The organism is Ferruginibacter sp. (assembly GCF_031391665.1).
Classification (GTDB): Bacteria; Bacteroidota; Bacteroidia; order Chitinophagales; family Chitinophagaceae; genus Ferruginibacter.
In genome coordinates, this window is sequence record NZ_JANMUN010000171.1 from 90,399 (window position 1) to 106,434 (window position 16,036).

The window sequence follows — 16,036 nt, forward strand, 5'->3', positions numbered from 1 at the left end:
TTTTTAACAGCAGTAAAAAGACAAAAGATAAATTATGGCAATGAAAGTAAAAGAGGTGGTGGAAATCATCCCAAGTAAAGACATATTTGTTGGTAACCCCGATGCAGCAGTAACCTTAACACAGTTTGGTGATTACGAAAGCGAAGATTGTGCAAAAGCAAATGAAGTAGTAAAAAAATTGTTAGTAGAATTTGAAGGCAGAATAAAATTCAGCTTCCGTCATTTTCCCCTTACAAAAATTCACCAGCGCTCTATGAAGGCTGCAGAAGCTTCGTTAGCTGCAGGTCAAATGGGTAAGTTTTGGGAAATGCACAACATACTTTTCGAAAACCGCCGCCAATTAGGTACAACCAGTTTAAAATTATATTCTAAAGAAGCTGGTGTAGTTAATAAGCATTTTTTAGATGAATTGATTAACTCTACTTACGGCTGGCAAATACGCAACGATTACCAGGATGGCGTTAATAAAGGTGTAAAAGAAATTCCTGCATTTTTTGTAAATGGCGAACAGGTAACCGTAAAAGGATCTTTCGAAAACCTTAGTACTGCAATTGAAGCAGCACTAAAAAAGGTAAAGAAAAAAGCACCGGTAAAACAAAGAGCATAAAATTTATAAAAACCTCAACTGAAAAGTTGGGGTTTTTTGTTGCAGCTCGAATTGGTACATTTTTTATTTTCTGTTAATCTGCTGCAAACAATGTAACTTTTGTAACCAACCGCAAAAAATATAACCAACATCTTTGCTGCAGGATAAAATAAAATAACATGCAAATTTTAGGTTATGCTTTAGCAGCGTTGGTAGGTATTTCTTTAGGCTTAATTGGTGGCGGTGGATCTATTTTAACTGTTCCCATATTAGTATATGTTATTGGTGTAAGCCCTGTGCTGGCAACATCTTATTCTTTATTTATTGTCGGTACTGCATCTTTAGCCGGCGCATTTAATAATTATCTAAAAGGGTTTGTAAAAATTAAAACGGCGCTGCTTTTTGGTATTGCTTCTATTACAACAGTATTTGTTACAAGAAAATTATTGTTACCAAAAATTCCGGCAGTTATAATTAATACCTCACAATTTTATGTAACCCAATCAACAGCAACTATGGTATTGTTTGCCATTTTAATGCTGCTGGCTTCAATAGCTATGATAAGAAACAAAAAAATAAATTATACAACTGTTGTAATAAAGGAAGAAAATAAAATATCAAAACTGCTTTTGTATGGTATTTTAATTGGGCTGGCTACCGGTTTTTTAGGAGCAGGCGGAGGTTTTTTACTTATACCTGCACTGGTACTAATTTTAAAAATGCCCATGAAAGAAGCTGTTGGTACTTCTTTATTAATAATTGCACTCAATTCACTTATTGGTTTTACCGGGGATTTAGGGCATTTTTTAATTGACTGGAAATTTTTAATCAGCATTACACTTATCGCTATTGCAGGTATTTTTGTTGGCGGGATTTTAGCAAAAAAAGTAGAAGGCGATAATTTAAAAAAAGGATTTGGATGGTTTGTTTTGATAATGGGACTTTATATTCTTGTTAAAGAAATATTTTTTTAAGCAGAGGAGTCATTTAGAAAATCATTAAATAAATTTCTATTTTTTAAATGCAACAAATGTTACCAAAACTGTTTTAATTATTAAACATATTTGTACAATAAAATAAAAAATAAAATGAACATAGAACAAATATATACCGGATGCCTTGCACAGGGCGCTTATTACATTACCAGCAATGGCGAAGCTGCTATTGTTGATCCGCTCAGGGAAACGGAACCTTATCTAAAAAGGCTGCAGAAAGATGGCGTTAAACTTAAGTATATTTTTGAAACGCACTTTCATGCAGATTTTGTAAGCGGCCATTTAGATTTGGCAAAAAGTACCGGAGCAGCAATTGTGTACGGTCCTACTGCAAAACCAGATTTTAAATTTATTGCTGCAAAAGATAATGAAGAATTTAAAATTGGAAATATTATCATTAAAGTATTGCACACACCTGGTCATACTATGGAAAGCACAACCTATCTTTTAAAGGACGAGAATAGAAAAGACTATTGCATCTTTAGCGGCGATACTTTATTTCTTGGTGATGTGGGCCGGCCCGACCTGGCGCAAAAAGCAGCACACATGACGCAGGATGAACTGGCTGGGTTGCTGTACGAAAGTTTGAATAATAAAATTATGCCACTGGCAGATGATGTAATTGTTTATCCTGCACACGGCGCCGGTAGTGCCTGCGGAAAAAATATGATGAAGGAAACTGTGGATACTTTGGGCAATCAAAAAAAAATGAACTATGCTTTAAACCAGCCTAACAAAGAAGCTTTTGTAAAAGCAGTTACCGATGGTTTGCTGCCGCCACCTGCTTATTTTGGCTTAAATGTAGCCATGAATAAAAAAGGTTATGAAAGTTTTGAAACAGTTTTAAATAATGGGATGAGAGCGTTAACGCCGGATGAATTTGAAGCAGCGGCAGAAAATACTGAAGCATTAATATTAGATACAAGGGCCAATACAGATTTTTATAAATGCTTTATTCCGCAATCTGTAAACATAGGATTAGCAGGCGATTTTGCGCCGTGGGTGGGTGCTTTAATTATTGATGTAAAGCAACCTTTGCTATTAGTAACTGATGAAGGGCTTGAGGAAGAAACAGTAACCCGTTTAAGCCGTGTTGGTTTTGATAATGTAATGGGGCATTTAAAAGGCGGCTTTGCTGCATGGCTGGCATCGGGTAAACAAGCTGATGTTATTGATAGAATAACTGCAGCTGAATTTGCAAAAAATGTTACTATTGGAGAAGATAAAATTATAGATGTTCGTAAAGAAACCGAGTATGCAGCAGAGCATGTGGATGAAGCTTATAACAGACCGTTAGCTGCAATTAACGAATGGATAAAAGATATAAATCCCGAAGAACATTTTTTTCTGCATTGTGCCGGCGGTTACCGCAGTATGATGGCAGCATCAATTTTACAGGCACGGGGGTATAGAAATTTTACGGAGATAGAAGGAGGGTTTGATGCTATCAGTAAAACAACTCTTCCTAAAACAGATTTTGTATGCCAGAGTAAGGTGATGAAAACGTAATTTTTAACCTGCATTATTTAATTAAAAAAATATAAAAATAATTATGAGTTTTATAGAATGGATTAAACAACCCTGGCCCTGGTATGTAGCCGGGCCACTGATAGGATTAACAGTACCAACACTTTTAATAATCGGAAATAAATCTTTTGGCATCAGCTCCTCCCTGCGCCATATATGTGCGGCATGTTTGCCTGCTAACATTCCTTTTTTTAAATACGACTGGAAAAAAGAAGCCTGGAATTTATTTTTTGTAACCGGTATCTTTTTTGGTGGAATGATAGCGATTAATTTACTGGCAAATTTAGATGCAATACAAATTAATCCTAAACTGGCTGCAGAATTATCTGGCTACGGCATTACCGATTACAGCAGTCTTATGCCAAAACAAATTTTTAACTGGCAGAGTTTAATTTCTGTAAAAGGGTTTTTATTAATAGTGGTGGGAGGTTTTATGGTTGGCTTTGGTACAAGGTATGCCGGTGGATGTACCAGCGGCCATGCCATTATGGGTTTATCTACATTGCAATGGCCATCATTAATTGCTACCTGCTGTTTTATGGTTGGTGGTTTTATTATGGCTAATCTTGTACTTCCATTTATTCTTTCTCTTTAAAAAATATTTCATGCAAAAAATAGCAATTAGAAATACAGATTTTGAAGTTCGTTCTCTTGATACAATATGTGTTAATGAAAGCAAGCTTACACATAAATGGTACCACAATATAAAATACTTAATTGTTGGTTTGGCATTCGGGATTGTTTTTGTAAAAGCAGAAATTATCAGTTGGTTCCGCATACAGGAAATGTTTCGATTGCAATCTTTTCACATGTATGGTGTAATAGGCAGTGCAGTGGTAGTCGGTATGATTTCTGTTTGGCTGATAAAAAAGTTCAACATCAAAACTATTTACGGTGAGCAGATTGAGTTTCATAAAAAAACATTTAATAAAGGCCAGGTATACGGTGGGTTATTATTTGGTTTAGGCTGGGCTATAACGGGTGCATGCCCGGGTCCGCTGTTTGCACAAATAGGCACAGGAGCAACGGTTGTTGCAGTTACTTTACTAAGTGCCATTGCAGGCACATGGGTGTATGGATATGTGAGAGAAAAATTGCCGCATTAGAATAACGCAGAATTATTAAATTAATAAGCAATTTTTCTAGCTCATTAATTTGATATTTGTATATGGATAATAAAACAAATTTTGATGCAACTTTTGAACCGGCTTTAGTAAAAGAAATTTACCAGTTTGGCGAGGTAAAACATTTTAAGGAAGGCGACCTTATTATGGATTATGGAAAATATATCCGCATGATGCCAATTATTGTAAAAGGCACCATTAAAGTTTTCAGGATGGATGAAAGCGGTAATGAAATTTTACTGTATTATTTATCCAGCAACGAAAGTTGCTCTATGGCTTACAGTTGTTGTATTGAAGCTAAAAAAAGCGAAGTAAAAGCCATCGCAGAGGAAGATGTGGAATTAATTGCCATACCACACAACAAACTGGACGAATGGCTTTGTAAATACCCAGGCTGGAAAAATTATATCATGCGTAGTTTTAATGAACGCTTTTTAGAATTACTTAAATCTATTGAAAGCATTGCCTTTCATAAATTAGATGAAAGATTAATTGCTTATTTAAAAGAAAAAAAACGCCTCTCCGGTTCCAGTGTAATTAAAGCATCGCACTATCTTATTGCCGATGAACTGCATACTTCAAGAGTGGTAGTATCAAGGCTGCTGAAACAATTAGAAAATGATAAAAAAATTATTTTATACCGCAACGAAATAAAACTAATGAATGAGTTTTAATTGAATTCATATTTTACTGCTAATTTATTTCTTTATTAGTTTATACTTTTCACCTAACTATATTTTTATTGTAACTGCTGCACAATAGCTAAGTTTTTATTTATTATTTCATTACCTCAAAATGATATTTACCCGAACCAATTTTTAATATTACAAAATCATTTTCTTTTCCTGTTACTGTAATGTCTTTTAAAGAAGATAATGCAGTTCCGTTTTCTGTTATTGCTTCTGCGTTAGCTGCAGGTACATAAACTGTTGCAGTGGTGTTTGCAGGAATTTCTACATCTAAAATAATTTTACCTGCTTCTGTTTTCCATCCACTGCTGAGTGTGCCATAATAAGTTTGCAGGCTTGCCGACGCATGTGTAAAACCGCCGCCAATATGTGGTTGTATTTTAATGTGCTTATAACCCGGCCCATCTTCGTAAGTATCCAGCCCAACCATTACACGGTACATCCAATCGCCAATGGCACCGTAAGCATAATGATTAAAAGAATTCATTGATGGTACCTGGAATGTACTGTCGGGTTTTATACCGTCCCATCTTTCCCAAATAGTAGTGGCGCCCATTTTTACAGGGTATAACCAGGAGGGATAGGTTTCCTGCAATAATAATTTATAAGCTATATCTGTGTAACCGAACCTGCTTAACACATGGCAGATATAGGGCGTGCCTAAAAAACCGGTGGTTAAATGGTTGCCATAATTTTTAATATTATCTGCCAGTTTTTCTGAAGTGGGTTTACGAAATGATTCCGGCAGCATATCAAAATGCAATGCCAGTACATAAGCCGTTTGTGTACCCGAAACCAGCCTGCCGTTTGCAGTTACATATTCTTTTACAAAAGCGTCTTTAACTTTTTGAAGCAAATTGGTGTAGTAGGTAACGTCTTCTGTTTTACCCAGCACCGTTGCGGTATTTAATAATAGCTGTGTGGAATATGCAAAAAAACATTGAGCAATAAAATATTTATCGGTAACTGCAGAGCGGCCATCATTATCATCAAACGGACGGTAGAATAACCAATCACCAAAATGAAAACCGGTGTTCCACAAATAATTTTTACTGGCTTTCTCCATGTAACCAACCCATGCTTTCATGCTGCTGTACTGATCTTTTAAAATTTGTTTATCGCCATAAGCCAGGTAAACATTCCAGGGTATAATGGTTGCAGCATCGGCCCAGCCTGCAGAGCCACCGGCGCCGGCACCTAATACATTGGGTACAACATAGGGCACACTGCCATTGGGCTGCTGGTCGTATGCAAGGTCTTTCATCCATTTAGAAAAAAAATTATTTACACCAAAATTAAATGTAGCAGTACGGGAAAATGCCTGTGCATCACCCGTCCATCCAAGCCGTTCATCCCTTTGCGGACAATCAGTTGGCACATCTAAAAAATTGCCTTTTTGCCCCCACTGAATATTATGTTGTAATTGATTGATGAGTGTATTGGAAGAAGTAAATGTGCCAGTTGGTTTCATATCAGAGTATAAAGCTACAGCGGTAATATTTTCAGGCTTCAATTGTCCAGCAAAACCTTCTACCTTAATATAACGGAAACCCTGAAACGTAAAGTGCGGCTCAAAAAATTCTTCTTCTCCTCCTTTTAAAATATAAGTAGTTTGCTGTTTGGCCACCCTGAGATTTTCTGTGTAAAAATTTCCGGCTTTATCCAGCACTTCTGTATGATGTAAAGTTATTTTATCGCCTTTATTTCCTTTTACTTTTAATTGTACCCATCCCACCAGGTTCTGTCCAAAGTCTGCCACCAATTCTCCTTTGGCAGTGGTAAAGATTTTAATGGGTTTAAATTGCTCATGTTTTTTTATTGGTTCATTATAAGTGGCTGTTAAGTTTGCTTTATCTGCGGCACCAATTGTTACATTATACCAATCGGCATCATTAAACTTTACTGTTGCCCAATCTTTTTTTTCTTCTCTTGCATCATAAGTTTCACCATTATAAATTTCTGAATACCTAATGGCGCCATAAGATGATTTCCAGCTTTCATCCGAAACAATAGTTTGCGTTGTTCCATCGCTGTATTCAATTTGCAGTTGAAATAAAATGCCCGTTTTTTTACCGTAGATATTTTTATTGTTATCCCATGCTAAATAACCACGGTACCATCCGGTTCCTGCAACAATTCCCACGGCATTTTCTCCATTGCTCATCATTGCTGTAACATCGTATTGCTGGTATTGCAGCCGGTGGTTATAACTTGTCCAGCCGGGAGTAAGATAATAATCACCCACACGTTTGCCATTAATTTGTGCTTCGTACATGCCATGTGCAGTAATATAGGCAGTGGCGTTTTTTATTTTTTTATTAAGAGAAAATAGTTTTCTAAAATATTGCGCCGGACGGTTTACACTGTCTTCTGCAAAGTCTGCTTCAATCCATTTTGCTTTCCAATCACCGGCACTAAGTAAACCCATATTAAAAACTGCAGCATTACTCCATGCTGATGCAGCGCCATAATTATCCCAAACTTTTACCTGCCAGGTATATTGCTTTCCCGATTGTAATGCAGTGCCTGCATAAGGTATCATTACCGATTGCTGCGATGCTATTTTACCAGTTTTCCAAACAACATTTTTTCCGTCCATTACTTTACACTCGTATGCAGTTTGCAAAACATTTTTTTTACTGCTTGTTAACTGCCAGCTAAAGCGGGGAGAGGCAGCATCTATACTTACCGGGTTGGTTTCATTTTCAGTAAGCAGATTTGTTACCGCAATCTGTGCGTTTAAAAATAGGCTAACAAATAATAAGCTAATAGGCAGGAAGAATATTTTTTTCATCAGCAAAATTTTATAAAGGGTTAATTTTTTATAATCTTAAATCTTTCAATGTATGGTTAAATATAACTGATTTTTAATTATTTAGCAGGTGGGCTAGAGGATGCTGCTTTTGTATCAATAATTGTAAATTTGATTTAAGATGCTGGCAGTAAAAACAATGGGAATAAAAAAGAGATCATCTTTTGGATAATCTCTTATAGTGACCGCGTTAGGATTCAAACCTAAAACCTTCTGATCCGTAGTCAGATGCTCTATTCAGTTGAGCTACGCAGCCAGTAATTAAATGGGCTGCAAATATAGCCACATTATCTTTTCTGTCCAAACATTTACAGGCCTGCTAAAAAACTTTCATGAATATAGTCCACCACATTCACCAAATTTTTGCTTTCTTCATATACTTTTAACTGCCTGTCGGCGCCGGTGCCTTGCTCAATCATTTTATGCACATTGTTTACTGCGTGGCGGCTGCCCAAATGTGGCACCACATCATCAATAAAGTCTAACAATTCATACAGTAAAACCCTGGTATTTACCTCGCTTTCTTTGCCAAAATCTATCAGGCTGCCATCAATGCCGTACCTGCCGGCCCGCCATTTATTTTCGTTTAACAAAGCCCTGCTGTACATCATAAAATTCAGGTTCTGGCTACGTAGCTTGTAAAGTTTGGCACAAATGCCCTGAAATAATGCTGCAATAGAAATAGTTTCCTGCACCGTCATGGGTATATCGCAAATGCGAAACTCCACCGTATTAAAGAAAGGATGTACCCTTAAATCCCACCAAATCTTTTTTGCGTTATCTATACAATTGGTTTTTATTAACAGGTTTACATAATTGTCGTAAGCTTCTATACTTTCAAAAAAATCGGGTATGCCTGTTCGTGGAAATTTATCAAATACTTTTGTGCGGAAAGATTTATATCCTGTTAACCTGCCTTCCCAAAAAGGCGAGTTAGTGCTTAATGCATAAATGTGAGGTAAAAAATACCTTGCACTGTTGGCAATATGTATTGCCATTTCCCTGGTTTCCATACCAACGTGTACGTGTAGCCCAAAAATTAAATTGCTACGTGCTGCCTCCTGCAATTCGTTTACTATTTCATCGTACCGGGCATGTTGTGTAATTAACTGGCTTTCCCAGTGGCTGAAGGGATGTGTGCCCGATGCACCAACCCATAAACCCAATTCGCCTGCAATACCGCTGATGGTTTTACGCAGTGTACTCACATCCATAAAAGCTTCATCTACATCGTTGCAAATATCTGTGCCTACTTCCACCACGGCCTGGTGCATCTCAGCTTTTACTTTGTCTTTAATAACTTTTTGGCCTTCCTGAACAATTTTTTGTTCATGGCTTTTCAGTTCCCTTGTTACTGGATCAATCACCATATATTCTTCTTCCACACCAAGTGTAAAATGTTTGTAAGATAGATTTGCCATGTTGTAATTTAATTAGAGTTTAAAAATTTCATCAGTGGGAATACTCAGGCCTTTTAAAATTACAGAATAAATATTTTCTCCGCTTTCGTAAATAACAGGCTTGCTGTATTTTTCATCTTTGTTTAAAATAAATACATGTATCTGTTTATACTCCGGGTAAACCACCCAATATTCCAGAACGCAGTTTTCTTCGTATAAATCTAATTTGTATTTAGTTTCTGTTTTTGTATTTCCGGGGCTTAATATTTCTACAACAAGGTCCGGGGCACCATCTACGCTTCGAATATCTTGCAGTTTCTCCTGGTCACAAACAACAATAATATCAGGCTGTACAACTGTTGTTATTTCATCATCCCGTAATTTCTTCTTTCTAAAAGGCTTGCCTTTTAATTTTACATCAACTGGGGCATGAAGCATATTACAGGGCTTGCCATCTAAAAAAATGGTGAACTTGTTTTCTATATTAATAGAAATTTTTTGATGTGGTACCGATGGAGCCGGGCTCATTTTAAAAATCTTTCCCCTTATCAATTCAATTCTTTCTTTAAAGTTCCAGGTTAAATAATCCGCATAAGTAAAGCCGTAAGGGCTTTGCGGCTCTTCAACTTTTACTTCGGTAAAATCTTCTTTTTGTATGGTTAAATAATTTTTCAATACAATTTTTGCTTATTGCTGCTGCGTTTAATATACTCACCCCAGGTTAAATTATCCGCATTCTCTTTATGTTCCATTGCTTTTTCAATAGCATAATTGGCAGCAGTTTCTACCACCCAATCAAAATTTTCCTGCCCCACACTGGTTACTTCTGCATCGGGTGCAGGGTTGCAAAAATCAATGGCATAAGGTACACCGTCACGTAAAGCCAATTCTACTGTATTAAAATCATAACCTAAATAACGGCAGATACGCAGTACAATATCTTCCATCTCCTTATACTTTTCCGGTGTAGGTTTAAAATCGGCAACATAGCGCAATGCATGTGGGTTACGTGGCTCGTAAGGCATAATGCGTACATACTTTCCGCCAATACAATAACAACGGTAGTATTCTGTAAATTTAATTTCTTCCTGCAGCATCATAACCAGTTGTTCTGTTTCGGCATGCTTTTCAAAAAATTCTTCAATACTGTTTAACTGGTAAACACTTTTCCATCCGCCACCGGCAAATGGCTTCATGTATGCAGGAAAACCGATGTATTTAAAAATTCCTTCCCAGTCTAACGGGTAGGCTAAGTTGCTGAAAGATTCGTCGGTAGTATCAGCAGGTAAATCTTTACTGGGCAGTATTACAGTTTTAGGAACCGGCACACCGATTTTTGTTGCCAGGCAATTATTAAAAAACTTTTCATCGGCACTCCACCAAAAGGGGTTGTTAATTACTGTGGTGCCGCAGAGTGCTGCATTTTTTAAATACGCCCTGTAAAACGGAACGTCCTGGCTAATTCTGTCGAAGATAACTGCATAGCCGCTTGGCTCACCCTGCATTACCTTGTCAATTTGTACAGCCTCGGCAACAATGCCGTCAATTTTTTTACTGTTAACCCTTTCAACAAAAGCCATGGGGAAGCTTCTTTCTTTGCCGAAGAGCACACCAATTTTCTTCATATCAGTTGGTTTTATTTATTGATAAAATATAATTATGTTTTAAGCGTATTCAAATATATTTTTTAGCTGCCAATAAAAAAAATATTGTTTACATGCTGATGTTAAGCCAGTATTACCTGTTTTCATCTTCTTTTCTTACTTTTGAGACTATGGAGAGAGAAAAAATGACTGGTGTTATTGTAGAAAATTACGTACTCGAATCTTATTTTTTAAAAAGAGATGTAAAAGTTGATTGTTATTTACCCTCTGCAATACAGGAGCCGGTTAACCTTTTATTAATAAACGACGGCCAGGATTTAGTGACAATGAATTTTTCGGGGATATTGGAAAATTTGTATGAAAATGAAAGCATCAGCCCTTTATTATGTATTGGTATCCACTGCAGTGCAGATAGAAAAAATGAGTATGGTACTGCTAAAATTTTAGATTACAAGGGCCGGGGAGCTAAAGCCGGGTCATACACTTCTTTTATTTTTGAAGAACTTTTACCCTTTATCAGAAAAAAATATTCCATTCAATCATTTAAAGAAAAATCATTTGCTGGTTTTTCTTTAGGTGGATTAAGTGCTTTGGATATAGTTTGGAATTATCCCCACGAATTTAAAAGAGTAGGGGTTTTCAGTGGTTCGTTATGGTGGCGGGATACTGACCAGGATGATGTGGATTTTGATGAAACCACCGACAGAATTATGCACAGTCAAATTAAAAAAGGTAATTACGCACCATGGCTTAAATTCTTTTTTGAAGTGGGTACTTTAGATGAAACGGCAGACAGAAACAATAATGGTGTTATTGATTCCATTGATGATGCCATAAGTTTGATTGACGAATTGGTTGCAAAAGGTTACCACAAAGAAACTGATATTAAATATGTAGAATTACAGGATGGCAAACATGATGTACCTACCTGGGCAAAAGCTTTTCCGGATTTTTTAAAATGGGGATGGGGTGTAATGGAGAATTGCCAAACTAAATAAAGTTATTATAATTTGTTTTATTTTTTAAAAAATCTAACGAATGTCTAACAACAAATTAACCAACTGTCAGCCCGGCACTGAAGCTAAATTAATAAATGACCGCTGTTGATTGCTCCAATGTCCAGCCCCACTATTGGCAATACCAATGTTAGCTGTTCGGCCTTGTGCATCCCATGTTTTATGCCATTTCAAATTCTCCGCAGTCAATTCTTATGTCCTTTGTTAATAGTTTTAGGTCAAGCAGATTACAAAAGTGAGTTTTATTTTTGATGGAATAATGTTTACAGTTAAAACAAGTCCTCTGAACACTTATTATTTCCAGTTTATTTAGGGTTACTATAAGATTTGATATATTTTCCCATAAAACTATTTTGGCAGTGTCATTTGCTGCAGATATAATTTCTGTCAGGGGATTGGCAAAGTTTTCTGTTTCTAAAACAATTTTCTTGCCCGTTGTAGTTAAATTTATAGTGTAACTTCTGGTGTCAGTTTGGTCAGTTATCTTTTGAATTAATTTTTTTTGCTCCAAAATTTTTATAGCATCACTAATTGTCGGCTTGGTAAAATTAAATTCTTGTGCAAGGTAGCTTATGGTAGTTTTGTCTGCTGAATGATGCCGAATGAAAATTAATAGCTGTATTTGGATTGGGCTTAAACTATGTTCTTTGGCTTTCTCCCAAAGTAGAATTCTAAACACTTGTGATAAGCGTTCCAGTCCTGCAACTATTTTGTTGTCAAGATTCACATTTTGATTATCTAAATTAAATACCGACAAATTTATTTACAGTTTTGCATTTCAATAATATAATATCCTTTTTGCTGAATACTTAGCGCCATTTCATCTGTCGCTTTCTCAATATGACAAAAACTACATTCTTTTGCTGTCAACGGTTGATTTTCCTGATTTTTTGATAGTAAGTATTCCTTACCAAAAGTATGAATTGTTTTTTCATCTTTTATGTGGTCGGGGGTAATAATGTCAAAATGCATAACTGCTCCATCTTTTTTTGTAACGTAAGTGTCCCAAACTGCTACCTGCATAATTTTATATTGTTTTGAGTGAAAGAAAAATAACAGCCAGTTTGTTCTGCTAAACTGGCTGTTAAAAGGTTTTTAACCTTTTACGTCTGCCATTGATGCACCAAAGTTAATATGAAGCACATTTCCGTTTGGAGTTACCAAAGCAGGAACAGATTTTACCCCTGCTTTTTCTGCTTCGTCAATTCTTGATTTGTCGTTACCAAAGTGAACTACGTCCACATTGTTGGCTCCGAGAAGATTAATGATGTCATGTTCTGCACTTACACATACAGGGCAACCTGCATGGTAGAAAATTGACTTACTCATTTGTTTACTTTTTAATTTGTTAATGACACAATTGCCATAACAAATATAGTAAGGATTCCTAATTATAATACTACAGAGCTGCAATATTATTTTTTGACCAACTGGGGATGAGGAAATGTTGTGTGTTGTTGTTGTTGTTGTGTTGCCAGATTGAAAAACAAAAAGTTGAAACACGGCTTCCGTCCGCCCCCATTTTGGCAAACCCAGTTCGTGTTGTACGTAATTTATTTGATAGCAACTTTCCCACGCCAAATAGTTTCCATCACATTATTCTTTTTTGTGCCAATGAATAACATTGCGGTGTCACTTTTTGCAAATCCACTAAAATGTATTTTATTTCCACCAATCGATTTCATTGTCGAATTGTCAATTATAGTTTGTCCCTGCGCATTTAATTTAACGGTAAATAATCCTGCTTGTGACATAATATGCACTTGATCAGGAAGTTTGTTTTCATTCATTTTTTGGAATAACGCAAAGTTGTATTTTGAGCAATCGAGTATTAACCCGCTCACTGATTGAGACTCATAGATTTGGGGAATTACTTTTGAATCTTTTTTTTGATTTAGATTATACGTGTCAGTCACAACAAAAATGGGGTATGATTTTTTGGCTTGTTCAACGCAACCAAAGAGAAAGAATGAAATGACTGACATTAGGCTATATGCAATTTTCATAAATGGTTAGTTTTCTGATTTAAAATATTTTATCAATTTGTATTTATATTTTGTCAGTACACCGAACTTAGGAATTGTCGCCAAATTACGTACAACGAGCAGGGCTTGCTTGCAGGGCTGGAATTCATCGCTCGTCCGCCCGGAACCGCTGCTGACCTGCCTGCCGGCAGGCAGGTTAAAGATATAAAAGTACAGGTTAACAAACAAAAGCCCAACAATGTTTGTCCAGCCCAGATGAAGCACAACAGCGATAAAATGACCATTGCTCCAATGTCCAGCCAGCCTTGCAGCAAACCCAATGTTGAACCAACACCTACGGCGAAGTATTGTTAACAGAATAAAATTACGATCTTAAGTGTTCATTTAAAAACAAATTAAGATGTTAAAAAAAACGAGTACAGCAAAGTAACGCTATCAGCAGAAGCGCAGGTTTGCCTTCAGCAATTGCACAACACGCTTTTGGCCAAACAGTATGCCACCCGAACCATCCGCAATTACATGCAGGAGATGCGTTTTCTTTTTTCGCACTACCACGACCTGTTGCCTTGTTCCATCAGTCAGCAGGACATTATCAATTACATCAGCTTTATTATTAAAGAGCATGGCGTGGGGCGTGAAAAATGCCACCAGGTAGCACAGTCCTGCAGCTTTTATTATAAGCATGTGTATCCATCAGCATTCATTGTGCCATCGGCTTTTTACCCCCGTAAAACACATAAACTGCCCCAGGTATTCAGTGTAGCGCAGATTCAGCAATTGCTGGCAGTTATCAGCAATCAAAAACATTTGATGGTGGTGAGCTTATTTTATGGCAGCGGCGTGCGCATGAACGAACTGCGTAAGATCAAACTCACCGATATAGACAGCAAAAGTTACCAGTTGAAAGTAGTTGCAGGCAAAGGCGGTAAAGACAGGTTTACCATTTTACCTAAAGATCTGCTGGAACCGTTGCGTACCTATTTCAAAAGCTACAGGCCCAAAACATATTTGTTTGAAGGCCAGCGTGCCGGGGCTCCCATGCATGAACGCAGCATTCAGCATTTTTTACAATTGTACATTACCAAAATAGGTTTGGGGGGCAAAGATTATTCGGCACATACCCTCAGGCATTCCTTTGCTACTCATTTACTGGATGCAGGCACCGATATACATACCATTAAAGAACTGCTTGGCCACAGTAACCTGGATACTACCATGATTTACCTGCACCTGCAGCAAAGCAAACGTGCGGCCATTGTATCTCCATTTGATACCGTTATGCAAAATAAATGTTGAGCACCGTACCCATTGGTGTGCAGTTACAACAGGTTTTTAACCACCCCTGCCTGCAGCATGGCAATACATACAGCCGGCATATTTTTAATCAGTTGCATGGCTGCCATACGGCCGCCCTGGGTATGCATTATTACAAATGCGATGATAAAAACTGCAATCATATCCATCAGCAATACCATAGCTGTGGTAACCCCCCGCCATGGCGGGGCCAACTGTGGTGGCTTAAAAAAAGAGCAGTGGGTAGAAAACCTTACGGCACAGCTTTTTCCAACGGCTTATTATCACGTGGTGTTTACTGTACCGCATGAGTTTAACCCTTTGATACTTGGCAACCGCAAAGCCATGTTTAACCTGTTGTTTGAAGCAGCCTCACAAACGCTTTTACAGTTTAGCGCCGATGCTCAGTATCTTGGCGCCACCTGTGGCATTACCGCCGTGCTGCATACCTGGGGTCAGGATTTAAGCTTTCATCCGCACCTGCACTGCATAGTGAGTGGCGGAGGTGTAAAGGATAAAAGCTGGGTACAGGCCAAAAGGGAAAACGACAAATTTTTGTTTCCGGCAGCGGCCTTAAAAACGGTATATAAAGCCATCTTCTTAAAAAAGTTACGCTTGCTTTTATTGCCCGCAGAACACTGTGTGCAGGGTTTGTTACAAACCGAAGGACTTGATACAGAAAATATCCTCAAAAAAGCCGGCTTTAAAAGCTGGAACGTATATGCCAAAAGTCCCTTTGGCAGTGTGGCTTCGGTAGTTGAATACCTGGGGCGTTACAGTCATAAAGTAGCCATTACCAAACACCGCATCGTTAACATTACCGAACATAGCATAACTTTTAAGTACAAGGATTACGCCGATGCAGGCAAACAAAAAACAATGACTTTAAGCATTGCAGAATTTTTACGCCGCTTTGAGCTGCATTTTTTACCCCGGCGTTATGTAAAGATCAGGCACTATGGTTTTTTGCACAATCATGGCAAAACCACCCGGCTTAACGCCGTA

Annotated in this window: 17 protein-coding genes, 1 tRNA gene and 1 pseudogene; 10 read left to right on the plus strand and 9 right to left on the minus strand. The window is 37.4% G+C overall.

What is annotated here, in order from left to right; genetic code table 11:
* Positions 1–40: 40 nt before the first annotated feature.
* The 6 genes from ACY651_RS12970 to ACY651_RS12995 all read left to right on the plus strand — a co-directional run bounded on the left by ACY651_RS12970 (position 41) and on the right by ACY651_RS12995 (position 4,906).
* On the plus strand, positions 41–607 hold the full coding sequence (locus tag ACY651_RS12970) for a DsbA family protein (protein WP_462253393.1): 567 nt from the start codon (positions 41–43) through the stop codon (positions 605–607).
* 158 nt (positions 608–765) lie between these two features.
* Positions 766–1,560, plus strand: a complete 795-nt coding sequence (locus tag ACY651_RS12975; protein ID WP_462253395.1) for a sulfite exporter TauE/SafE family protein — start codon at positions 766–768, stop codon at positions 1,558–1,560.
* Between the two features lie 114 nt (positions 1,561–1,674).
* On the plus strand, positions 1,675–3,090 hold the full coding sequence (locus ACY651_RS12980) for an MBL fold metallo-hydrolase (RefSeq protein WP_462253397.1): 1,416 nt from the start codon (positions 1,675–1,677) through the stop codon (positions 3,088–3,090).
* A 43-nt stretch (positions 3,091–3,133) separates the two neighbouring features.
* Positions 3,134–3,703, plus strand: a complete 570-nt coding sequence (locus ACY651_RS12985) for a YeeE/YedE family protein (protein ID WP_462253399.1) — start codon at positions 3,134–3,136, stop codon at positions 3,701–3,703.
* A 10-nt stretch (positions 3,704–3,713) separates the two neighbouring features.
* Positions 3,714–4,214 (plus strand): YeeE/YedE family protein, encoded by a 501-nt coding sequence (locus ACY651_RS12990; protein WP_462253401.1) that lies wholly within the window; start codon positions 3,714–3,716, stop codon positions 4,212–4,214.
* Between the two features lie 62 nt (positions 4,215–4,276).
* Positions 4,277–4,906 (plus strand): Crp/Fnr family transcriptional regulator, encoded by a 630-nt coding sequence (locus tag ACY651_RS12995; protein ID WP_462253403.1) that lies wholly within the window; start codon positions 4,277–4,279, stop codon positions 4,904–4,906.
* A 103-nt stretch (positions 4,907–5,009) separates the two neighbouring features.
* Here the strand turns inward: ACY651_RS12995 and ACY651_RS13000 are convergent, their stop codons facing one another.
* The 5 genes from ACY651_RS13000 to ACY651_RS13020 form a co-directional block, all read right to left on the minus strand.
* Entirely contained in the window at positions 5,010–7,715 is a 2,706-nt protein-coding gene (locus ACY651_RS13000; protein WP_462253405.1) for a family 78 glycoside hydrolase catalytic domain, read from the minus strand.
* A gap of 200 nt (positions 7,716–7,915) precedes the next feature.
* A tRNA-Arg gene (locus ACY651_RS13005) sits at positions 7,916–7,989 on the minus strand.
* Between the two features lie 52 nt (positions 7,990–8,041).
* Positions 8,042–9,154, minus strand: a complete 1,113-nt coding sequence (locus ACY651_RS13010) for a carboxylate-amine ligase (protein ID WP_462253407.1) — start codon at positions 9,152–9,154, stop codon at positions 8,042–8,044.
* Positions 9,155–9,166: 12 nt separating this feature from the next.
* Positions 9,167–9,808 carry a Uma2 family endonuclease gene (locus tag ACY651_RS13015; protein ID WP_462253409.1) on the minus strand — a complete coding sequence of 214 codons (642 nt, stop codon included), beginning with the start codon at positions 9,806–9,808 and terminating at the stop codon, positions 9,167–9,169.
* Positions 9,805–10,758 (minus strand): ATP-grasp domain-containing protein, encoded by a 954-nt coding sequence (locus ACY651_RS13020; protein WP_462253411.1) that lies wholly within the window; start codon positions 10,756–10,758, stop codon positions 9,805–9,807. Before ACY651_RS13020 ends, ACY651_RS13015 begins: the two co-directional genes overlap by 4 nt.
* 92 nt (positions 10,759–10,850) lie before the next feature.
* Here ACY651_RS13020 and ACY651_RS13025 point away from each other — a divergent pair, with 92 nt between their 5' ends.
* On the plus strand, positions 10,851–11,735 hold the full coding sequence (locus ACY651_RS13025) for an alpha/beta hydrolase (protein WP_462253413.1): 885 nt from the start codon (positions 10,851–10,853) through the stop codon (positions 11,733–11,735).
* A gap of 178 nt (positions 11,736–11,913) precedes the next feature.
* Here the strand turns inward: ACY651_RS13025 and ACY651_RS13030 are convergent, their stop codons facing one another.
* From ACY651_RS13030 to ACY651_RS13045, 4 genes are all read right to left on the minus strand, one after another.
* Positions 11,914–12,510, minus strand: coding sequence for a MarR family winged helix-turn-helix transcriptional regulator (locus tag ACY651_RS13030; RefSeq protein WP_462253415.1), 597 nt, complete (start codon positions 12,508–12,510; stop codon positions 11,914–11,916).
* A 2-nt stretch (positions 12,511–12,512) separates the two neighbouring features.
* Positions 12,513–12,776, minus strand: coding sequence for a DUF2024 family protein (locus ACY651_RS13035; RefSeq protein WP_462253417.1), 264 nt, complete (start codon positions 12,774–12,776; stop codon positions 12,513–12,515).
* 72 nt (positions 12,777–12,848) lie between these two features.
* The gene (locus ACY651_RS13040) at positions 12,849–13,082 is read right to left on the minus strand and encodes a thioredoxin family protein (RefSeq protein ID WP_462253419.1); all 234 of its coding nucleotides are present in this window, start codon (positions 13,080–13,082) and stop codon (positions 12,849–12,851) included.
* Between the two features lie 224 nt (positions 13,083–13,306).
* Complete coding sequence (locus tag ACY651_RS13045) at positions 13,307–13,759, minus strand: hypothetical protein (RefSeq protein WP_462253421.1); 453 nt, start codon at positions 13,757–13,759, stop codon at positions 13,307–13,309.
* A gap of 444 nt (positions 13,760–14,203) precedes the next feature.
* On the opposite strand from ACY651_RS13045, the gene ACY651_RS13050 reads away from it, so the two are divergent.
* The 3 genes and pseudogenes from ACY651_RS13050 to ACY651_RS13060 form a co-directional block, all read left to right on the plus strand.
* Positions 14,204–15,034, plus strand: a complete 831-nt coding sequence (locus ACY651_RS13050) for a tyrosine-type recombinase/integrase (RefSeq protein ID WP_462253423.1) — start codon at positions 14,204–14,206, stop codon at positions 15,032–15,034.
* Positions 15,028–15,165, plus strand: a pseudogene (locus ACY651_RS13055) (hypothetical protein); the annotation flags it as partial. The gene ACY651_RS13050 and the pseudogene ACY651_RS13055, both read left to right, overlap by 7 nt.
* Before the next feature lie 10 nt (positions 15,166–15,175).
* The coding region (locus tag ACY651_RS13060) for an IS91 family transposase (protein ID WP_462253425.1) at positions 15,176–16,036 on the plus strand (861 nt) is incomplete at its 3' end.